This is a genomic window from Tropicimonas sp. (assembly GCF_047971885.1).
Lineage (GTDB): Bacteria > Pseudomonadota > Alphaproteobacteria > Rhodobacterales > Rhodobacteraceae > Tropicimonas.
On the sequence record NZ_JBKEAE010000183.1, the window covers coordinates 1 to 20,600 of the forward strand.

21 protein-coding genes, 1 tRNA gene and 1 pseudogene are annotated in these 20,600 nt (G+C 64.0%); 3 read left to right on the forward strand and 20 right to left on the reverse strand.

Annotation, left to right across the window (positions count from 1 at the left end):
- Positions 1–254: 254 nt before the first annotated feature.
- The 7 genes from ACK5IR_RS15290 to ACK5IR_RS15320 form a co-directional block, all read right to left on the reverse strand.
- The gene (locus ACK5IR_RS15290) at positions 255–887 is read right to left on the reverse strand and encodes a hypothetical protein (protein ID WP_416930034.1); all 633 of its coding nucleotides are present in this window, start codon (positions 885–887) and stop codon (positions 255–257) included.
- Positions 888–1,120: 233 nt separating this feature from the next.
- Entirely contained in the window at positions 1,121–1,792 is a 672-nt protein-coding gene (locus ACK5IR_RS15295) for an aspartate/glutamate racemase family protein (RefSeq protein WP_416930035.1), read from the reverse strand.
- Positions 1,793–1,887: 95 nt separating this feature from the next.
- Entirely contained in the window at positions 1,888–3,027 is a 1,140-nt protein-coding gene (locus ACK5IR_RS15300) for a lactonase family protein (protein ID WP_416930036.1), read from the reverse strand.
- A complete protein-coding gene (locus ACK5IR_RS15305) occupies positions 3,024–4,487 on the reverse strand; it encodes an NAD(P)H-dependent oxidoreductase (RefSeq protein WP_416930037.1) in 1,464 nt (487 codons plus the stop codon). The genes ACK5IR_RS15300 and ACK5IR_RS15305 overlap by 4 nt, the downstream gene beginning before the upstream one ends.
- A gap of 72 nt (positions 4,488–4,559) precedes the next feature.
- Positions 4,560–6,077 (reverse strand): tripartite tricarboxylate transporter permease, encoded by a 1,518-nt coding sequence (locus ACK5IR_RS15310; protein ID WP_416930038.1) that lies wholly within the window; start codon positions 6,075–6,077, stop codon positions 4,560–4,562.
- A 20-nt stretch (positions 6,078–6,097) separates the two neighbouring features.
- Positions 6,098–6,508: a tripartite tricarboxylate transporter TctB family protein gene (locus tag ACK5IR_RS15315; RefSeq protein ID WP_416930039.1), complete on the reverse strand. Its 411-nt coding sequence runs from the start codon at positions 6,506–6,508 to the stop codon at positions 6,098–6,100.
- Positions 6,509–6,639: 131 nt separating this feature from the next.
- Entirely contained in the window at positions 6,640–7,605 is a 966-nt protein-coding gene (locus tag ACK5IR_RS15320) for a Bug family tripartite tricarboxylate transporter substrate binding protein (RefSeq protein WP_416930040.1), read from the reverse strand.
- 234 nt (positions 7,606–7,839) lie between these two features.
- On the opposite strand from ACK5IR_RS15320, the gene ACK5IR_RS15325 reads away from it, so the two are divergent.
- A complete protein-coding gene (locus ACK5IR_RS15325) occupies positions 7,840–8,766 on the forward strand; it encodes a LysR family transcriptional regulator (RefSeq protein WP_416930041.1) in 927 nt (308 codons plus the stop codon).
- 125 nt (positions 8,767–8,891) lie between these two features.
- On the opposite strand, the gene ACK5IR_RS15330 is transcribed toward ACK5IR_RS15325, so the two are convergent.
- The 11 genes and pseudogenes from ACK5IR_RS15330 to ACK5IR_RS15380 all read right to left on the reverse strand — a co-directional run bounded on the left by ACK5IR_RS15330 (position 8,892) and on the right by ACK5IR_RS15380 (position 16,310).
- A complete protein-coding gene (locus ACK5IR_RS15330) occupies positions 8,892–9,071 on the reverse strand; it encodes a DNA gyrase inhibitor YacG (protein WP_416930042.1) in 180 nt (59 codons plus the stop codon).
- On the reverse strand, positions 9,068–10,111 hold the full coding sequence (locus tag ACK5IR_RS15335; RefSeq protein ID WP_416930043.1) for a ribonuclease E/G: 1,044 nt from the start codon (positions 10,109–10,111) through the stop codon (positions 9,068–9,070). The genes ACK5IR_RS15330 and ACK5IR_RS15335 overlap by 4 nt, the downstream gene beginning before the upstream one ends.
- Complete coding sequence (locus ACK5IR_RS15340; RefSeq protein ID WP_416930044.1) at positions 10,108–10,686, reverse strand: Maf family protein; 579 nt, start codon at positions 10,684–10,686, stop codon at positions 10,108–10,110. The genes ACK5IR_RS15335 and ACK5IR_RS15340 overlap by 4 nt, the downstream gene beginning before the upstream one ends.
- Before the next feature lie 9 nt (positions 10,687–10,695).
- Entirely contained in the window at positions 10,696–10,914 is a 219-nt protein-coding gene (gene infA / locus ACK5IR_RS15345; RefSeq protein WP_043918791.1) for a translation initiation factor IF-1, read from the reverse strand.
- Positions 10,915–10,987: 73 nt separating this feature from the next.
- Entirely contained in the window at positions 10,988–11,887 is a 900-nt protein-coding gene (locus ACK5IR_RS15350) for a nitrilase-related carbon-nitrogen hydrolase (RefSeq protein ID WP_416930045.1), read from the reverse strand.
- Between the two features lie 167 nt (positions 11,888–12,054).
- The gene (locus ACK5IR_RS15355) at positions 12,055–12,519 is read right to left on the reverse strand and encodes a low molecular weight phosphatase family protein (RefSeq protein ID WP_416930046.1); all 465 of its coding nucleotides are present in this window, start codon (positions 12,517–12,519) and stop codon (positions 12,055–12,057) included.
- A gap of 5 nt (positions 12,520–12,524) precedes the next feature.
- The gene (locus ACK5IR_RS15360) at positions 12,525–13,010 is read right to left on the reverse strand and encodes a UPF0262 family protein (protein ID WP_416930047.1); all 486 of its coding nucleotides are present in this window, start codon (positions 13,008–13,010) and stop codon (positions 12,525–12,527) included.
- Positions 13,007–14,317 carry a histidinol dehydrogenase gene (gene hisD / locus ACK5IR_RS15365; protein ID WP_416930048.1) on the reverse strand — a complete coding sequence of 437 codons (1,311 nt, stop codon included), beginning with the start codon at positions 14,315–14,317 and terminating at the stop codon, positions 13,007–13,009. Before hisD ends, ACK5IR_RS15360 begins: the two co-directional genes overlap by 4 nt.
- 68 nt (positions 14,318–14,385) lie before the next feature.
- Positions 14,386–14,862, reverse strand: coding sequence for a DUF2948 family protein (locus ACK5IR_RS15370; RefSeq protein ID WP_416930049.1), 477 nt, complete (start codon positions 14,860–14,862; stop codon positions 14,386–14,388).
- A 10-nt stretch (positions 14,863–14,872) separates the two neighbouring features.
- Positions 14,873–16,129 (reverse strand): annotated as a pseudogene (murA, locus tag ACK5IR_RS15375) (UDP-N-acetylglucosamine 1-carboxyvinyltransferase); the annotation flags it as partial.
- Complete coding sequence (locus ACK5IR_RS15380) at positions 16,101–16,310, reverse strand: hypothetical protein (protein ID WP_416930050.1); 210 nt, start codon at positions 16,308–16,310, stop codon at positions 16,101–16,103. The gene ACK5IR_RS15380 and the pseudogene murA, both read right to left, overlap by 29 nt.
- A 127-nt stretch (positions 16,311–16,437) precedes the next feature.
- Between ACK5IR_RS15380 and ACK5IR_RS15385 the strand changes: the two genes are divergently transcribed.
- Positions 16,438–16,512 (forward strand) — tRNA-Thr (locus ACK5IR_RS15385).
- Between the two features lie 428 nt (positions 16,513–16,940).
- On the opposite strand, the gene ACK5IR_RS15390 is transcribed toward ACK5IR_RS15385, so the two are convergent.
- Positions 16,941–17,453 carry a DUF2478 domain-containing protein gene (locus tag ACK5IR_RS15390; RefSeq protein ID WP_416930051.1) on the reverse strand — a complete coding sequence of 171 codons (513 nt, stop codon included), beginning with the start codon at positions 17,451–17,453 and terminating at the stop codon, positions 16,941–16,943.
- A 241-nt stretch (positions 17,454–17,694) separates the two neighbouring features.
- Here ACK5IR_RS15390 and ACK5IR_RS15395 point away from each other — a divergent pair, with 241 nt between their 5' ends.
- Complete coding sequence (locus tag ACK5IR_RS15395) at positions 17,695–19,797, forward strand: TonB-dependent receptor plug domain-containing protein (protein WP_416930053.1); 2,103 nt, start codon at positions 17,695–17,697, stop codon at positions 19,795–19,797.
- Between the two features lie 62 nt (positions 19,798–19,859).
- Here the strand turns inward: ACK5IR_RS15395 and ACK5IR_RS15400 are convergent, their stop codons facing one another.
- Positions 19,860–20,588 (reverse strand): helix-turn-helix transcriptional regulator, encoded by a 729-nt coding sequence (locus ACK5IR_RS15400; RefSeq protein WP_416930054.1) that lies wholly within the window; start codon positions 20,586–20,588, stop codon positions 19,860–19,862.
- Positions 20,589–20,600 lie beyond the last annotated feature (12 nt).

Below are 20,600 nucleotides of genomic sequence, written 5' to 3' on the forward strand. Positions count from 1 at the left end.
CGTCGAGCCGTCCAAATGGACGCCCATTTTGCCGTCCAATTCCAAGCCTGAAACCTCCGCTACCCAGCAGGTCGCAGATGGCACCGATCAGATCGGGACCGGCAGCAGCGGAACAACGTCGCGCTTACGATGATGCCAACGTCATGCGGATTGATCGTCTGTAAGATGTCAGCAATACGGGTAGAATGCGCATTCACCGCAGATGCTCAATTTGTGCTGTGTCAGAAGGACTTTGGAAGGTCGAGCGGAATCGATTAGTGTGCGGCACAAACGTCGGCGGACATCCAGGTTGCCTCAATTTCGACGATACCGGCGGCACTTGCTTTCGCCTTTATCTCGCGTGGTCGTGCTCGCATGCCGCACAGGGAGTCGATTGCTGCTTGCATGCCCTCGATGATCTCATCGCGAATGTCCTTTGCTGAGGGCATTCTGCTCGATCCAGGCCACCACGCGGCTTGAACAATTCCCGAGCTTGCCGCTGATTTGAATTCCAACGGCTGCATATTGTCTGCCGCTTCCGGGACAACTAGGAAATCTGAGACACCAGCAGCGATACTCCGGGTGTAGAGCGAATATCTGCTATCCGGAGATAGTGCCTCATATCCGCCTGCCGCAACACCCTCATTCCAGCCGGCCGTTTCAAGGAAATCTGACACTTCGTGCGCAGATGCATCGATTTTAACCTGCTGCCATTTATCCACGGATGGTGCCGCGATAATCGTGGAAAATTCACCGAGTTGGCTTAGATCAGGTATTTTCACCCCGGAAATCGGTGCCGGCTGAATGACCTCCTGCGCGATCACCTGACTTGGCTGGGTCGCTAATCCGAAGCCAAGAAAGCAGACGAAAGCGGCGCGACTCGCGAGCTTGCCTTTTCTTGCAGCCATTGTCTCCAATCCAACTCTTTGACCTCCTTGATGATATCACACTTGCGAGAGCGACGCACAAAATTTGTCCACAGGATCAGGCAAACTAGCCAAGTGCCTGATCCGGCCTTGAGTTCTGGTCCGCCGCGTTGGTTGCGGCGATCCGGGCGGAGTAATCCGCGCTCGCGGGGCGGTGCCCTGACGAGGGTATCCGCCATGTTGCCGGCGCCGGCGGGGTCGGCGGGGTCGCGCGATCAGCATGCCCGTTTCTCCAGTTCTTCCCGCATGGCCCTGACCGCCGCCTCGGGGGCGGTGAGCACCGGCACCCCGACCCTGCCGTGCACCAGAGCGGCGGCGCGCGAGGTGGAGAAATGTGCCAGCATGATGGCATCCATCGCGTCGAGTTCTGCCGCACGCCGGGCTACCAGCCGGTTGTGCGTCTCGCCATCGCCCTCCCTGAGCCTGTCGAGGGCATCGGCGACGAGAAGCGTGGTCAGTTCTGCCTCCGCGCCGGCCTCACCGGCGAAATCGTGGAATTCGCGCTCCATCGCGGCCACCGAGGGGCCGAAGGTCGCCAGCATCCCGATCCGCCGGCCCTGCCGCAGCGCCTGCCGGAACATCGCCTCGTTGGGTTTTACCACCGGGACGGGCAGGTCCGCCGCCATGCGGTCGAGGGCCGGGCCGAAGGCGGAACAGGTCGCGAGAATGCCATCGGCCCCCTGACCGACGGCATAGCGCCCCAGGTCCATCAGTCGGGCGGTCAGCCGCTCCGAAAGCGCGCCGGTCTCCTGCGCCCGATCGTGCGAAAGCCCGTCGTCGAGCAGGTTCACCGCCAGCGCTTCGGGCCACAGCCGCGTCATCGCCGAAAGGACCGGCTCCATCGCAACCGGCGTCGCGTGCAGAAGCACTATTCGTGGAGATGTCATGGATTGTCCTCCCTGAATACGGGCCGGCCGCGAGGGCGTTCGCCGGCGCGGGAACCCGAAAAGGCAAGCCGACCCCGCGCCGGGGTCGCGGATTCTCAGTCGGTCCGCACAATCTCGACCCAGGCGGGTCCGGCACCGGTTTCCTGCCGGTCTCTCAGGGTGAGCGTGCCGCTTTCGGGATCGATGCGGTAGGCGGCGATATGGCCGGACTTCTCGCCTGCCGCGATCAGGAAAGCGCCGTCCGGCGAGATGGCGAAATCGCGCGGCTGCTGCTCGGTGTCGGTCGCGCCAAGATAGCTGAGCGCGCCGCTTTCGGGGTCGCGGGCAAAACCGATCAGGCGGCTTTCCGTCCGTTCGGAGATGTAGAGCCAGCGCCCGTCCGGCGTGATCCCGATATCGGCAGCCCAGATCGCTTCCGGGTCGGGCTTTGCCGGGCCGGCGCTGGAAACGGGCGGGCGCTTCTTGCCGGGGTGGAGGCGGGTGCCGGGCATGCCATCAAAATCGCCCAGGGCGGTGAGTTGGCCGGTTGCGCCGTCCAGCGCGAAGGCCGAGACAACGCCGAGAAACTGGCTGACCACATAGAGGTGCCGGTTGTCCGGCGAGACGATGAAATGGCGCGGCCCGCTTTCCTCGGGCAGCGGGACGGTTTGAGCCGCATTATAAGCGAGGGTGGCGGTTGCCGGGTCAAAGGTGAACTGCTCGACGACATTTTCGCCCAGACTGGGTGCGAAGAGGTAGCGGTTGGTTGCATCCGTGCGCACCGCATGGACATAATCGCGGGTCTGAACGCTCTGAACCGGCGTATCCGAAACCCGTCCGGCCTCGTCCAGCGCGTTGACGGTGATCAGATCGGAGCTGTTTGAGGCCGCGAACAGGTAGCGCCCACTCTGGTCCAGCGAGAGATAGAGCATGTTGGCGGCAAGCGGTGCGGTTCCCAGAGGCGTCAGCGCGCCACTTTCTGCGTCGATCCTCCAGGCATGGACCGCGAAGGGTTCGGAGCGCACCGCGGCATAAAGGGCTGAGCCATCGGTGGCTGATGTCATTGGCATGACCAGCGGCGCTGCCTCGCTCAGCCCGAGCGGCGCAAGCCGGCCGTCATCGGAGAGCGCGAAGCCGGCCACATTCCCATCCTTGGCATTCGAGACATAGACGAATGTGCCGGCCACGGTTGGTGCCGCACCAGCCAGCAAGGCCATAGCGGCAAGGCTCCCGGCAAGGGATCTGCGATATCTCATGATCTACTCTCCTCCTGTTGAATATCGGTGGCGGACGGCGCCTGAGAACTCAGGAAGACCCGATCCTGTTCGCGCCTGAGTGCCCAGAGTACCGATCCCTCGGGCTCCTCGACCATGTCGTAGGTGATCGCGGTCCCCGCCGGGATGTCGACGGCGGCGCGATTGCCGCGCAGCAGATGCGCGCAGGCGAGATTGCCGGGCGCAACCGGCCGGGCGGGAACGATGCGCGCGCTCATCGAAGGGTCGTGGTCATTGCCGAAAACCTCGCCCCTGCCGATATCGCGGGCGGCGACCTTCACCAGATCATAGCGCGGACGGTAGTTCTCCGCGCCGGTATCGATGCCGAGCAGGCCCGCCATCAGGATCGAGGTCGATGTCTCGACGCCACAGAGGTGATAGGGGCGATAGATCACCGCTGCGCTGTCATCGTAATTGGCGATCTGGCCCTTGGTTGTCAGCACATGGTTGGAATAGGCATTGTCGCAGCGGACAACGAGGAACACGCCGCCGCCCAGCCCCGATTCATCGGGCGCCCGCAGGCAGGTGGCCAGGTCGATCACATCAGAGGCCGCGAACAGGCCGCCATCATCCGCCCCGCAATAGGCGACGGGAATCTCGGTGATCCGCAGCGGGGCATGATAAAGCGCGTCGCGCGCCGGTTTCATGCCGGTGTAATTGGCTGCGATGGTCATCTCGCAGAGGTCATAGCTTCCGGGCTGGGGCAGGCCGGCGAGGATCCGTGCCCGTTCGGCGACATATTCCGCTGTCCTCCCCTGCGGGATCATCTCCAGATAGCGAGCGTCCTGGGGCGCAACGGTGATCGTTTCGACAGAAGGGGGATGTATCTTCTTGTCGGTCTGGATTGTCACTGTGCCGGCAGCACGGTCATAGATGAATTCGCCATCGGTCGCCTTGCCGCCGCTCAGCACCGTCAGGCCGACCGATTTCGCCCATTCATAGAGCTGGATCAGCAGGCCATGCTGATCGCCATCCACGGGGGTATAGACGACACCGGCCTGCTCTGCCTTGCGCTTGAGGATCGGGCCAACGGCGACATCGCAATCCTTGGTGATCATCGCCACATGCTTGCCATTGGCAATTGCGGCAAGCGCGTAGCGGGCGCTCATCTCGGGCATGCCGGTGCTTTCGCAAACCACATCGACAGCGTCGATCTCGGTCAGTATTTCAGAGCGGTCGGTGTAGATCCGGGCCCCCGCGCGGATCTTCTGCCGGGCATCTCCGACCGTTTCGGCATAGGTCACATGGCTCATGTCGAAGCCGCCTTTTTCATAGGCTGCACGGGCGGCATCAACCGATATGTCGGCAACCGCAACCACAGCGAGCCTTGGTGTTGCCGGGTCCTGGGTAACGATCGCACTTCCGTAGTTTCCGGCGCCAATCACGGCCACCCTGACTTCGGACCGTGTTGCAAAGCGGCTGTAGAGATGATGGTAAACCATGAACGAACTCCTGCAGAGGCTCGGAAAGCCGGCCTTGATTGACTTGTCGGATCGCGGAAATGGACGCGACGCTCAGGTCGATGGTTGCTGGTCGCGGGCGCTGCCGGGTCTTTTCCAGAACGTCGAGATGAACGGATAGAACAGGGTGATGACCGCCATGAAGAAGATCACGTTGGCGATCGGGCTCTGGAAGAACACCATCGGATCGCCGTCCGAGCCGACCAGCGTGCGCCGGATGCCGCGTTCGAGGATCGGCCCGAGGATCATGCCGAGGATGAGCGGCACCGGCGGGTATTTCAGCTTGACCATGACATAGCCGATGAAACCGCAGACCGCCGCGACTACCACGTCGAACATCGAGTTGTTGATCGAGTAGATGGCGAAGCAGACAATGCCAATGACCGAGGGGAACAGGTAGCTCGGCTTGACGAAGGCGCAGCTTGCCAGAAGCGGGATCAGCACGATGGTGATCAGCACCAGGGAAATGTTGCCGATGTAGAAGCTGCCGAAGATGGTCCAGACGAAATCGGGCTCGGTCTGAAACAGCATCGGGCTGGGCTGGAGACCGATCATCAACAGGCCGCCCAGCAGAACGGCGGTTGTGCCAGATCCCGGAATACCCAAGGCAAACATCGGGATCATCGACCCGTAGGAGGCCGCATTGTTGGCCGATTCCGGCGCCGCTACTCCCTGAATCGCGCCCTGGCCGAACATCTCGGGCGTTTTGGACAGGCGTTTTGCCAGCGCATAGGCAATCATGGTTGCGGCGGTTGCGCCCGCGCCCGGAAGGACACCGACGACAAACCCGACAACCGAGCCGATCAGCAGTTCACGCCAGCAACTCAGTGTCTTGCGAAGATCGGGGAAAAGCTCGCGGAAACGGAAGCGCGGGCCGGAAGCCTTCCCGGCGGTGCCGATGGGGGTCGAGTACATCTCGGCGAGGCCAAAGAGGCCGACGGCCAGAATGGAAAACTCTATCCCATCCATCAGGTGCACCTCGCCGAAATCGAAGCGGGGGATGCCGATGATCGGATCAAGCCCGATCACACCAACCCAAAGCCCGACAAACAGCGCCAGCAAACCCTTGACCGGGTCCTTTCCGCCGAGCACGCTGACCAGCGACAGGGCGAAGACCATCATCGCCGTCATCTCGATCGGGCCGAAGGCGATCGCCGCCCGGGCAATCGTCGTTGCGAACAGGGTCAGGAATATCAGCCCGATCAGACCGCCGGCAAAAGACGCTGCAATGCTGATGCCCAGGGCGGTTCCCGCCTGTCCTTTCTTGGTCAGGGCATGGCCGTCGATCACCGTCATGGTGGCAGCGGAATCGCCCGGTATCCCCAGCAGGATCGCCGTCACCCCGCCGCCATATTGCGACCCGTAATAAACCCCGCCAAGTGCTGCGATCGCCGCCGTGCCGTCGAAGCCGACGACGATGGGCAGAAGGATCGCGACCCCCGCCGTTGGGCCGAGGCCGGGCAAGGCGCCGATGAACAGGCCGAGTATGGCGCCGATGAAGATTGCCGCCAGAATGGCCGGAGATGCGGCATGCGCCACACCGTCCGCAAGAAGTGCAAGTGTTTCCGACATCGCGATTCTCCAATCCCCTTTCAGGGCAACGGAACGGACAGGATCCTGACGAAGATGACATAGAGGACACCAGACATCAGCAGGGCGAGCAGCGCCGAGCGGCTCAGTTGCCTGCCGGTTCGGGCGCCGAAGGCCGCGGCGACGAAGATCATCAGCAGAAATCCGGAAACCAGCATCCCGATATGTGCCGAGAGCCAGGTAAACAGGCAGATCGCGGCGCTGCATGCCAGCACGCGCACGATCTCTTCGGAGCCGATGTGCTCAAGAACATCGGTTCGCCGGATGGCATTGATCAGGTTGACCAGTGCCAGCAGGGTTATTCCCGCCCCGATCAGGACAGGGAAATAGCCTGCCCCGGGCGAAGTGCCGTCCATGAAACCGTAGCTGCGGCCGGTCTGCACCACGTAGAGGCCGAAGCCTGCCAGGAGCACTGATACGACAATGTCCAGATTTCGGATTCCGACCATTGGGTTCCCCCTCTCGTGGCCAATGACAGGCAGGGCGCCGGCAAGTGCCCGGTGTGGCCGGGAAGGAGCCGTTCGGCCCCTTTCCCGAGTTTGCATCATTCGATCAGACCAAGTTCCCGCATCAGGTCTTCATAGCGTGCGGAGGTCTCGACCATTTCCGCACCGAATTCCCGGCTGTCCATGAACAGTGAAATCTCGTTGAACTTGTCGAGATAGGCAGCGCGCCATTCGTCGCTTTCGGCGACCGTCTTCATGACGCCTTCCCAGAACGACACCGCTTCGGGTGGAACATCGGCAGGCATGATGATGCCGCGAAGCTGGGTATGGTCGATATCGTAGCCAAGCTCTTCAAAGGTCGGAACATCGGGCAGTTCCGGAATCCGCTCCGGCGCGCTGACTGCCAGCGGCCGCATGGCGCCCGAGCGCACCTGTTCCAGCATTTCGTTGGGGTTGCCCCACATTACGTCGAGATGCCCGCCCAGAACCGCGGCGATCACCTCGCCGCCGCCGTCATAGGGGATCACCTTGACCGACGCGCCGAGTTTTTCGTTTACCAGATGGGTCAGCAGCGCCTCGTCGGCAACCGCGCCGACGCTGCCCACTTTGAGCCCCGTCGCCGTCTTGATGTCATCGAGCGACTCGATGGGAGATTGCGAGCGCACCACGAAGATATAGGGCGAGCGGGCAACTGCGGCGAGGGGCGTGAAGCTCTCGTAATTATAGGGCATTTCGCGCAGAAGTGGTGTGGTAAAGAAGCTGACGCCGACACCGCCGAGCATATAGGCGTCGCCCTTGTGCGAGTCGATATGGGTATAGCCGATCGCGCCCGAGCCGCCGGGGCGGTTTTCGACGAGGATGCGCACACCGTCGGGCAGCAGGCCCTTCTGCTCGATGACGCTCACCAGTGTGCGGGTCATCACATCGGTGCCGCCGCCGACTCCGGCGGCGACGATATAGGTCATGTTCATGTCGGGATAGCTTTCGGCCACCGCCGCGTTCACGGCAGGCAGCGACAGGGTGCCGGCCATCAGCAGGCTCAGCGTGCGTGGAATTTTCGTCATGGGGCTCCTCCTTCGTGTTGGCAGAACGAGACCGCCCGCGGTCCGGGCAGATCCGGACCGGTCGCGAACGGATATGTCAGTGCGAGTTCCTCCTGCTTGCAGCAAGTTGCAGGCATTTCCCCTGGACAGACAAGCTAAATAAACTTGTCGATTATTCGATTGGACAAACCAATAGGGCGGTGGCTATCCTGTAACTGAGGCGCGGTTCGAACTGCCCGTCCACACGGTGGGAGAATGGCGATCGACAGCGTCAACAATATCAACCTCAAGCTGCTGCAAACCTTCCTGCTGGTCGCCTCCGCCCGCAGCTTTCGCGCCGCTGCCGAGCAGTTGAGCCGGTCGCATTCGGCCATCAGCAGCCAGATCAAGCAGTTGGAACAGCAGCTTGGTGTGCCGCTTTTCGAGCGCACGACACGCAGCGTGCGACTGACCGACGAGGGGCGGAAACTGCAGGAGATTTCGTCGCGGGCTCTGCTCGATATCCAGCTCGGGCTGAGGCAGTTGCGCGAGGTTGCGGATTTCCGGCAGGGCAGCCTGACCGTCGCTACCTCACCCAATCTGGCATCGATCTATCTGCCGGCGGTTCTGGCCGGATTCGTGCGCGACTATCCCGCTGTTTCGGTCAGGATGCGCGAACTGACCACCCGCGACCTGTTCGAGGCGCTCAAGCAAAAGGAGGTCGATTTTGCGCTTGGGCCGCAGCGGGAGGATGCGGAACTCAGCTTTGTCACCGTCCTGACCGAGCCGGTCTTCGCGCTGGTGCCGCCGCAATTCGTCGAACCCGACCAGACCGAAATCACCTGGCGGGCGCTTGCCCGGCTGCCGTTGCTGCTGCCGAGCAATGCAACCTCGATGCGCAGCCTGCTCGACAGGATGATGCGCGAAATCGGCGTTGTGCCCGAAGCGCGCTATCAGTTCATCCAGGCCGAAACCATCGTCGCCATGGCCGAGGCCGGACTCGGTGTCGCCATCCAGCCGGCATCGCGACTGCGCAAACTGGGCGCCACGCAGGCGCGGATCCTTGATCTGGTCGAACCGAGGGTCAGCAGGAAAATGGCACTGATCACCCGTCGCGATCAGGTTCTCTCGCACACCGCGCAAAAATTCGCGGACAGGATCATCGCGGAACTGGCGGGCGGTGGCGCGGCCGCAATCGCGTGATGCCGAGCGTGCCCCGACGATATCGACATGTGTCACACATCAGGCACCGCGCGCCGGTCGACGGATCGGAAAATTCCCTGTCGGCGCACCAGCGCTGTCGCCAGCCCGGTTCGGCTGACGCTCGCTCAGTCGTCGCGCGGCTCCCGGGGCAGGTCCGCTTCGGGCGATCCGGGTTCGGGTGCCTCGTCGGTCTCGATCCGGTAATATCCGCCGAGCCAGCGGCCAAGATCGACATCGGCGCAGCGCTTCGAGCAGAAGGGCCGGTAGGCCGGGTCGCTGACCTTTCCGCAGATCGGGCAGGTCATCGCAGCGCCTTTCGCACCACCGCATCGAGCGGCGTCCGCTCGCGTTTGCGTTGCAGTTCGAAGTTCCCCAGCGGCGTCCAGCCGGCCAGGGCGGTTTCCACCGCGTCGCTCCTGAATGCCGCCTGTAGTGCCTGTTCGATCTGCCGCCGGTCCTTCTTGGCCAGCGGCGCGAAATCGATCGCGATCTGCCCGCCAAGCCCGCGCAGCCGCAGCGCGCGGGGCAGGGCGCGTGCCGCCGCCAGATTGGCCTTGAGCCCGGCGGCGGGCGATGCGTCGGCGCCGGTGTTCACATCCACCGCGACAAAGGCCCGGGTCGGCTCGACCGCCATCGTGCCGCCGCCGGACAGGTCTTCGAGCGGCGCGGTCGCGCTCGCCAGGTCGTCCAGCACACCGCGCGCCGCAAAGCACCCCGGTTCGGTCATAACCTCGTCCGGGCTGCCCCACTCCCGCCAGGCGAGCGCATGGGCATCCGGGCCGTCGAGCAGCAGCTCCGCGGCGCCATCGGCGTTTGCGGTTACCGCTTCGGCCTGCGCGCGCATTTCGGCGATGTCCTCGGCGATCTTGTCCTCCGGCGCGTTCGCGCTGGCCGAGCGCAGGATCAGGCCGAACCCCGAGCCCTCCATGATCCCGGCCGCCAGCACCCTGAGTTGCAGGCGCGTCTCCTCGTCGCGGATCGCGCGCGAGACGTTCAGCCCCGGCGCGCCCGGTGTGACGATTGCGTATTTCGACTTGAAGAGAAGCTTCTGCGTCAGCGGAACCGCCTTGCCCGGCTCGCAATGGGACGAGATCTGAACCAGAACCGGCTGACCGGCGGAAAGCCCCTTCGAATGACGCAGAAAGCCCTTGCCGTCGGGCAGGCGGACAAAGACACCGCCCATGCCCTTGAGCGGGCGCTCGACCAGCCCGCGAAAGATGGCGCCGGGAACGGCCGGGCCGTCTTCGGGTGGATCGATCAGGAAATCCTCCAGCCGGCCATCCGTCAGCAGGGCGGCGGCCCGCCGCCCGGCGATCCGGTCGAGAAAGGCGCTGCTGCCCCTCATGACCGGCTCCGGTAAAGCGGATAGCCGGCGGCCATCAGCAGGTTGGCCGTTTCGGCAACCGGCAGGCCGACAATGGCGGTATAGGAGCCGCTGATCCACGGAACGAAGGCGCCGGCCGGCCCCTGGATCGAATAGCCGCCTGCCTTGCCCCGCCAGTCGCCGCTGGCCAGGTAGGCGTTCACCTCGAGATCGCTCAGCCGTTTCATCCTGACGGTGCTGAGCGCTTCGCGCTCCCACAGCCTGCCGTTGCGCCGTACGGCAACCGCCGTTACCACGCGATGGCGCCGCCCCGACAGCGCATGGAGGAATGCCGCCGCCTCGCCCGCATCCGCGGGCTTGCCATAGATGCGGCGGCCGAGCATCACGGTGGTGTCGGCGGCAAGCACGATGTCATCGTCCTCGGCCGGAACCGCCAGCGCCTTTTCGCGCGCCATGCGGGCGCAATAGGGGCGCGGAAGCTCGCGCGGCGCCGGCGTCTCGTCGATTTCGGGCGGGCGGACCGCATCGGGCGTCACGCCGATCCGGGCAAGCAGTTCCCGCCGGCGCGGGCTGGCCGACCCGAGAATCAGCCGCATCCCCGCCGCCTATTTGAAACGATAGTTGATTCGGCCCTTGGTCAGGTCGTAAGGGGTCATTTCCACCTGAACCCGGTCGCCTGCAAGAACCCGGATGCGGTTTTTCCGCATCTTGCCTGCCGTATGCGCGATGATCTCGTGGCCATTGTCCAGCTCGACCCTGAATGTCGCGTTCGGCAGAAGTTCCTTCACGACACCGGGAAATTCGAGCATTTCTTCCTTGGCCATGGTCACTCCTGAGTAGTTTGCGCGTACCTCCCGTCGGAAGGTGCCGGTTAAATGCGCCCTGCGGTCTAATAAATCAAGGCCGATTCTCGGCAAAGCCCCGCAGCGTGGCGCCAGCGGCGCAACTGTCCGCCCGGGCGGAATCGGTTCGGGTGGAAACCTGGCCTTCGGTGCGGCATTGTCTGAGCGCGGCACGGCTGACCTCGGCATGGCACCAGCCCGGGCGGTTCAGTACGCCCTGGGCCAGAATGCCGGTTGCCGGGAAACCGACATCGGGCGGAGCGAAGATCGCGGCACGCCCGTAATTCTCGTCGACGATCGGGCAGCCGGGCACCGGGCCGACCATCGGCGCATGGATCGCGACGCATTGCTGTTCGAGCGCCCGCGCCCGCGCCGCGATGCGCACTCGCTGCTGGCCCGACATGGTTTCGGTGTTCGATGGTACCAGCAGGACATCGGGTTTCAGCACGGTGGCCAGCGCGGGGAACTCGGCGTCGTAACAGATGAGCACGCCGATACGGCCGAGATCGGTTTCGAAAGGCGTCAGCGGCTCGCCCGGGACAAGCGGAGTGAAATCGCGCTCCCACGGGGTGAGGATCTGCTTGTCCTGATAGCCCGTTTCGCCGGTGGGCGTGTGCAGATGCGCGCGGTTGACCAGCCCCGGCACACCGTTGGCCGGCAGGGAGCCGCCGAGCAGGAAGACCGAGTGGCGCCGCGCGAGCCCGCCACAAAGCGCGGCGTAGCGTTCGGCGACCGCGGCCGAGCGCGGCCACCATTCCGCCAGCGGCAGGTTGGGCGGGGCATCGACCAGCGCGGCTTCGAGCCCCGCGTATTCGGGCAGAACCAGCAGCGCCGCGCCGTCGGCTGCCGCCCCGCCGATCCAGCGGTCGAGCTTTTCTTCGAGCGCCGCCCAGTCGGGCAGGCGGTCGACAGGGTAGGCCGCGCAGGCAAGGCGGATCGTTCGGGCTTTGGTCATGGGCGTTTCCGTTGTTCTTTCCGTTTCCGGTGTCGCTGTTCACGTCGTTCCTGCCGAATCGTGCGGCAATATCGTGGTTCGGGCAATAGCCGCAGCCCAGTCGGGCGGGTGGAACACACAGATTTCCGATGCGGACCAGCGATCATCGCCCGAAAGCCGGACCAGCCTCAAAGGGTGTCGCCGTCGAGCGGCGGGCCGAAGCGGGCCACCATGCGGTCGATGATCTGATCGCGCGACTGCCGGTAGCGTGACAGCTTTTCCTCGCGCGTCTCGCCCAGACCGGTGGGGTCCATGATCGGCCAGTATTCGACATCGAGGTGGTAGTAACGGGTCAGTTCCAGCGCCTTTCGCTGGCTGGCCGGCGAAAGCGCCACGATCAGGTCGAAACCGCCCAGATCGTCGCCCCAGTCCTGCATCTCGTCGAAACTGCGCGAGCGGTGGCGCGACAGTTCGACATCCATCTCGGCGCAGACCGAGATGCAGAATCCGTCGATCTCCAGATCGTTCTTCACCCCGGCGGACTGGATGTAAAAGCGGTGCCGGTAGAACAGCTTGGCTATCCCCTCGGCCATCGGCGAGCGGACGGCATTGTGATCGCAGGTGAACAGGACCGATGCGGGCAGATCGCTCATGCAGGTCAGCCCCCGAAATGCAATACGCAGATCAGGGTGAAGAGCCGCCGGGCGGTATCGATATCGATTTCGGCCTTTCCCTCCAGCCGCTCCTGCAATACGCGGGCTCCCTCGTTGTGGATGCCGCGACGGGCCATGTCGATGGTTTCGATCTGGCCCGGTGGCAGCGTCTTGACGGCGCTGAAATAGCTTTCGCAGATCTGGAAGTAGTCCTTTACCACCTGCCGGAACGGGCCGAGCGAGAGGTGAAATTCGGCGACCATCTGTTGCGTTTCGGTGGCGACCTCGAACACCAGCCGCCTTTCGCGGATGGCCAGGCCCAGCCTGTAGGGGCCATCGGGAACGGGCTGGTCGCCGCGCGGCGGGATGGCGAAGCTGTTGTCTTCCAGCAGATCGAAGACGGCGACCCTGCGCTCCTGTTCGATCTCGGGGGTAGGCGGCGGCAGCTGGGAATCGTCGATCTCGACGTGGCAGATACGGGTGGTGCTCATGACTTGTCCTCGTTGAGCCGGTCGAGCCGGGCGCGGACGGACAGGCCATGCGCTTCGAGGCTCTCGGAAATGGCGAGCCGTTCGGCGGCCGGGCCGATGGCGCCGAGCGCGCCGGGGCTCATGCGGGCGAGCGTCGTGCGCTTGAGAAAATCCAGCACCGAAAGGCCGCTGGAAAACCGCGCCGACCGGGCGGTCGGCAGAACGTGGTTCGGCCCGCCGACATAATCGCCGATCGCCTCGGGGGTCCATGCGCCCAGAAAGATCGCGCCCGCGTGGCGTATCCGCGCCGCCAGCGCCTCGGGGTCGGCAACGCAAAGCTCCAGGTGTTCGGGGGCGATACGGTCCGAAAGGGCCACGGCTTCGTCCAGATCGCGCACGGTGATGACGGCGCCGAAATCGCGCCAGCTCGGCCCGGCGATGGTCCGCCGTTCGAGCGTTTCGAGCCGGCGCTCCACCGCCGCCGCCACCGCCTGCCCAAAGTCCGCATCGGGGGTGATCAGGATCGACTGCGCGCTTTCGTCGTGTTCGGCCTGGCTCAGCAGATCGACCGCCAGCCAGTCGGGATCGTTGTCGGCATCGGCGATCACCAGGATTTCCGAGGGCCCGGCGATCATGTCGATACCGACCCGCCCGAAGACGCGCCGCTTGGCGGCGGCGACAAAAGCGTTGCCCGGCCCGGTGATCTTGTCGACCGGGGCGATGGTTGCGGTGCCATAGGCAAGCGCGGCGACCGCCTGAGCGCCGCCGATGCGGTAGATCGTATCGACCCCGGCGATCCGCGCCGCCAGCAGGACCAGCGGGTTCACCGTCCCGCCGGGGGTGGGTACGGTGATGACCAGCCGCCCGACACCGGCAACCCTGGCGGGGATCGCGTTCATCAGCACCGAGGAGGGATAGGAGGCCAGCCCGCCCGGCACATAGAGCCCGGCGGCATCGACCGGCGTCCAGCGCCAGCCGAGTTCCGCGCCCTCGGGATCGGTCCAGCGCGCATCGGCGGGTATCTGGCGCCGGTGATAGGCGCGGATGCGTTCGGCCGCCAGTTCCAGCGCGCGGCGCTCGTCCTCAGGCACGCGGGCGCATTCGGCGTCGATCTCGGCTTCGGTGAACGCAAGGGTCGCCGGAGTCAGCGCCAGCCGGTCGAAACGCTCGGTCAGTTCGATCACCGCCGCATCGCCGCGCGCCCGGACATCGCCGATGATCGCGGCCACCACCGCGTCGACATCGGGCGAATCCTCGCGCTTCGTGGTCAGGAAGGTGGCGAAGCGCGGCTCGAAATCCGGATCGGCGGTGTTCAGGAACTGGGGCATCTGATCTCCTCGTCTGCCCCCTGATATCTTCCGCGTGCGGGGCCCTCAAGCCGGCCCTTGCGCGGCGCTCAGTCGCCGTGGCCGGGCGCCCGGCGCGATGGCGCCAGATAGGGGCGGCTGACATCGCGCAGCCAGATGTTCAGGCTCTCGACATCGAGCGCGATCGCGCCGTCGCCGGCAAGGACCAGTTCCAGCCGCCCGGTGCCATCCTCGCCGGGCAGGAAGACCAGATCGATCAGCGACAGGATCGTCTCGTGATCGGTCCGGTCGATCCCCTGGCTCGCCACCTTCGCGACGTCCGAGACCAGCAGCAGGCTCTGCACCCGTTCGTAGGGGCGGTTGAGCCGTTCGGCGTCGGCACGGTCCTCCCAGCGGAACCGGTTGAGCAGCAGCGAAAAGCGCCGCAATGCCGGCTGCCATTTCATCTCGGTGACCGGAAAGATCGCATCCTGAACCAGCGTCGCGACGATCCGGAGATCATCGGCGTCGGTGACGCCCAGCGACAGCGGGCGTTCGGCGCCGTCCTCGAAAGTTGCGACAGCCATGCCCCTCACTCACCCGTTCGATATCGGCACCGCAGGCGCCCAGTTTTTCCTCGACCCGCTCGTAGCCGCGGTCAAGGTGATAGACCCGGTTGACCACGGTTTCACCCTCGGCCGCAAGGGCGGCGAGGATCAGCGAGACGCTGGCGCGCAGGTCGGTCGCCATCACCGGCGCGCCCTTGAGCTTGTCAACCCCGACAACCGTCGCCGTGCCGCCGTGCACGTCGATCCGTGCGCCCATCCGGATCAGTTCGGGTGCGTGCATGAAGCGGTTTTCGAATATTCGTTCCTCGAGCACACTGATGCCGTCGGCGGTGCACATCAGCGCCATCATCTGGGCCTGAAGGTCGGTCGGGAAGCCGGGGAAGACCTCGGTCACCACATCGGTTGCCCGTGCCCGCCCGTTGCGGCGTTCCACGACAATCCCCTCCGCCGTCTCCTCGATGGCGATATCGCAGGCGTCGAGCTTTTCGCAGAAGGCGCCCAGCAGATCGGTGCGGCCGCCGATCAGCTCCACCCGGCCGCCGGCGATCGCCGGAGCGAGCATGTAGGTGCCGGTCTCGATCCGGTCCGCCACCACGGGATGTGTCGCGCCATGCAGCCGGTCGACGCCCTGAACGGTAATGACCGGGCTGCCTTCGCCTTCGATCTCGGCCCCCATCTTGCGCAGACAGTGCGCAAGGTCGACAATTTCCGGCTCGCGCGCGGCGTTGCCCAGAACCGTGGTGCCCTTCGCAAGCGTTGCCGCCATCAGCACGTTTTCGGTCGCCCCGACCGAGGGGAAGCGCAGGTCGATCCGGTTGCCCCTGAGACCGCCCGGCGCGCTGGCGTGCAGATAGCCATCCCTCAGTTCGATTTCCGCCCCCATCGCCTCGAGCGCCGAGATGTGGATATCCATCGGCCGCGCCCCGATCGCACAACCGCCGGGAAGCGAGACGACCGCATGGCCGTGACGCGCCAGCAGCGGCCCCAGCACGAGGTTCGATGCCCGCATCTTGCGCACGATCTCGTAATCGGCGACCGGGTTGTCGGCGTTGTGGCTCGACATGGCCAACACCTTGCCGTCCTGCATGGTCGAGGTTTCGGCCCCGAGCGAGGCGAGAAGCGTCGTCATGGTGCGGATATCGGACAGGCGCGGCGCATTGGTCAGCGTCAGCGGTTCGTCGCTGAGAAGCGTCGCCGGCATCAGTGCCAGACAGGCGTTCTTTGCCCCCGAAATCGCGATTTTCCCGGCGAGGGGCCTACCGCCCCGTACAACGATCCTGTCCATGCCCGTCTGCCCTCTCGTCGTCGTTCTGCCCATCGTCAGCATGGGTGCCGCTTTCGCCGACCGCAGGCACCGCCCGCGCCCTGGCCTGCGCCTTGCGCTTCGCAAGATTGGATTTCAGCGCGTCCCTGAGCCGCTTTTCGCGCCCGTCGCCCGCCGTTCCGGATTGCCTTCCCTTGCCCATGCGCCGCCATACCGCGCAAGGCGCGCTCTCGTCCAGTCTTCCCGACCACCCCCGGCAAATCCGTGCCGCAACCGAAAATCCGCTTGCACTCCCCCCCTCGGCCCGTATATCCCGCCGTCACTTCGGCGCTGCTGTAGCTCAGTGGTAGAGCACTCCCTTGGTAAGGGAGAGGTCGACAGTTCAATCCTGTCCAGCAGCACCATCAACGCCAAGAAAATCAAGCGGCTAGGATGGTTGGATGGCAGTGTGATCCGTTACCTCGCGTTATCCCCGGGCGGAATCACGTGCATCCCGACCAGCCATCACCTGCGGCACCCTATCTGCTCTCCAAGTCATGACCGACGATAGACCGCAGGAGTTCATACAATTCGACACGACTGGAATTCGCGGAAGCAGAGCGAAGCATCTTGGCTGTGTTGCGCAAATCAACTGACGGCTGACCGTCCCCTATCCCCGGACGGCCCTATCCGACGACCTTTGTAACGGGTATGCCGAGGGCAGTGTCGCCATTCAGAACAGCGATGCGGACCTGTGACCGGCCCGTCCGGAAAACAGGGAATACCGGCGTCTGACCAGACATTCCCGGCCGGCGGCGATCACCGGTTGGGGCTTGCCCTCACGAGTTCCGCTTCAGGCGGCGCGCTTGCAGCAGGCGGCGCGCAGCCAGTCGAGCGCCAGATCGGCGTCGGCGGCAAGGGGCTGCGCCACGCCATCGGCGAAGGTCAGGAAAGCGGTGCGCCATTCTGGCGCGACACCGACCAGAACCGGCAGACCCATGTTGCAGGCCTGGCCGATGGCCTCGACCAGCCCGCGGCCCGCGGCTTCCTGTTTGCCGAACTTGTTGACGATCAGCGCCTGCGCTCCGGGGAGGCGTTCGTGAACCACACTTACCGCCTGTTCGAGCGCACCTGCGTCAAGGCGGCAACTGACCGAGCCGGGGCCGAGATCCATGCTGACATTGCGGACCGGCCCATCGGGCAACAGGCGCAGGACGATGTTGCATAACTGATGTTCCGCCCCCGGATCGTCGAGTTGCACCGTGCCAGCAAGCACGATGCCCTCGGCCGCCGCGTGCCGGGCGACGGTATCGAGAATGCGGTTGGTCAGCAGATCCTCGTCCGAACAGATATAGCGGATGTCCATGTGTTCCACCTTTTATTATCAATATGTATTGTGAGGAATATCGCATGTGTCTTTCAAGCAATATTTTTCGGAAAATCCTGAATTTTGGCGGATAGGAATTTCGAATTTTCCTAGGAAACCGTGTGTCAGGGTGTTTTGTCGCGCCATGCGCGGCTTGCGTATTGGATTCGTTATAGTTTGTTACACATAACGATTCGCCAGACCTTCCCCCGAAGGTCGCGCCATTGGAGGAGGTTTCCCGATGCTGTGTTCCACGTCACGTTTGCGCCGCCTGATCTTTGCCGGAACGATACTGTCCGGTATCCCGGTTCTGCCCGTGCTTGCGCAGACCGCCGAACAGGGCGGTACGGACGCGTTCGAACTCGGCACGATCTATGTGGATGGAAACGGCGAAGGTCAGGGTGGCACCACCACCACGGTCAGCGGCGAGCAGGCGATGAAGGCCGGTCGCGTTACCCTGGACGATACGGTCGGCGTGTTGCCCGGTGTCTCGTCCATTTCCGGCGGCGGGTCGCGCAACGAACGGGAAGTCTTTGTCCGGGGGTTCGATCGCTGGCATGTGCCGCTGTCGATCGACGGTATCCGCATCTATCTGCCGGCCGATAACCGGCTCGATTTCGGCCGCTTCCTGACGCCGGATCTGGCCGAGATCCAGATACAGAAAAGCTATGTCTCGGTCCTGAACGGGCCGGGTGGCATGGGTGGCGCGATCAACCTCGTGACCAGAAAGCCGACCGAACCGTTCGAGGGAGAACTGCAACTGGGTATCGAGGCGGGCAACAGCGGCGATGTCACCGGCCGCCAGGGCTATATCTGGCTCGGAACGAAGCAGGAGTTCTGGTACGCGCAACTCAGCTACATGAAACGCGAGAGCGACGGCTTCTACCTGTCAGACGATTTTGACGCGGTGCCGCAGGAAAATGGCAAGTTGCGCGACGATTCCGATAGCGAGGACAGCCGCCTGAACGTGAAATTAGGCTATACGCCGAATGCGACCGACGAATATGTGCTGAGCTATACGCGGCAGGAGGGGGCGAAGAACGCGCCCTACAGTGTTCTTCTGCCGATAAGCGGCAAACCCGACACCTACGATCCCGATCTGCGCGACCAACGCAACTGGACATGGCCGGAATGGGATGTTTCGAGCCTGGCATTCTATTCGCATACCGAGCTTCCCGTCGGCTATCTGAAAACCCGCTTCTATTACAACACCTTCGACAATACCCTGTCGTCCTGGGACGATTATCATCACAACACCCAGACCTCGCGGCGCACCTTTGACAGCGTCTACGAGGACTATTCGCTGGGGGCGAGCGCGGAATACGGTGTTTCGCTTGGTGCGCACGACCTGAAGACGGCGCTGCATTTCCGGCGCGACATTCATCAGTCGACGCAGCATTCGATGCCCGATCTTGTGTCCGGAACCGATCCGACCGAACACAGCGAGGAGGAGACCATCGCGGTTGCCGTCGAGGACAGCTGGCAGATCTCCGATGCCGTCCGCCTTGTCGGCGGGCTCAGCTACAGCCGGGCAATGGTGCTCGAAGCGAACCGGACCAGGAACGACCGCGGCCTGCCGAAGGTGGAAACCGAGGCCGTGGACTGGCAGCTTGCCGCGATCTGGACCCCGGAGATGTGGGGCGAATTCCACGCCAGCGTCTCGTCGCGCACCAGCTTCCCGACGCTGTTCCACCGTTACAGCACCCGCTTTGGCACCTTTGAGGTCAACCCCGACCTTGACGCCGAGCGTGCAACCAACTTCGAAATCGGGTATCGGGGCGACATTGGCCCGGTCGCGGTTGAAGGCGCATTGTTCTACAGCGATGTCACCGATCTGATCCAGTCGGTCTATCGCTATACCGACAGCTTTGGCGATGAAATCTGGCAGCAGCAGAACGTCGGCGATGGCATCTACAAGGGGGTCGAGCTTGCAGCGAACTGGGCGGTGAACGACCGGGTGGATGTATACGCGAACTACACCTATCTCGACGCCAGCATTTCGGATCCGTCGATCAACGGATTGCGGGTCACCGATATTCCGCAACACAAGTTCTATCTTGGTGCCGACTGGCAGGCGACCGATACGCTGACCCTGTCGCCGTCGATCGAGGCCTACGGGTCCCGGTGGTCCGATCCCGCCGTCAACTCGGGCGATGCGGAGAATCCGACCTATACGAAGATGAGCGAATTCGCTCTGGCGAACTTTGCCGGGACATGGCAGGCGACGCCGAGGATCGCGGTGGATTTCGGCGTTCGCAATCTGCTCGATCACAACTACGAACTGGTCGAGGGTTACCCGGAGCCGGGGCGGAGCTTCTTTCTGACCTCGCAGGTCAAGTTCTGAAGGTTGGCGTCGGGCTTGCGGGCCCGGCGCCGGTGCCGGCTGTCGGCAGCGGGCAGGGGGTGTCAGGCGGCCAGTTGCAGCAGGCCGGCGCCGATTCCCTTGACCGCCGCCGTCGTTCTGTCATTCACATCCAGTTTGCGGAAAATCCGTCGCACATGTGTATCGACGGTATGCACCGAGATGCCCAGGATATCCGCGATCACCGAGTTGGATTTGCCCTTGGCGATCCAGGCCAGAACCTCGCATTCGCGCCGGGTCAGGTCGAAGCCGTTCACCGGATCGGGCGGCACCAGCCTGCAATAGCGCAAATGGCCGAGTTGCGCCGCAAGCTGAAGCTCCCTGAGCCTGCATCGCTCCAGTTCCGGGGCGTCGTCGCCGAACCCGAGGTTGACGGTTCCGTTCCGGCTGTCGGGGCCGAAGACCTGAATGACCAGCCCCTTGCCGGGCACCAGCGCCCGCACGTATTCGAGGTAGTCGATATCATCCCGTGAAAGCTCGGAAAGCCGCGTTGCCTCGGTCCAGTAGAAGGGTTCGGTCGTATGAAGCGCCCTCTCGATGATGGGGTTGTCGCGGAAATGCGGGTTGGCGAGTATCTGATCGACGATATCTCTGTCGAGCCCGTGGAAATAGACCTGCGGCGGTTCCTCGGCCGAGGGTTCGCCGATCACGTGGCGATAGCTGACGATGCGGGCGCCGGCCGACCTGAAATACCCGACCATTACCGCCCACAGCGTATCAAGATCGCGCGCGGTTGCGACCGTCCTGATGAGGGTGGGCAATCCGGTGTTCATCTGCCTCTCCGT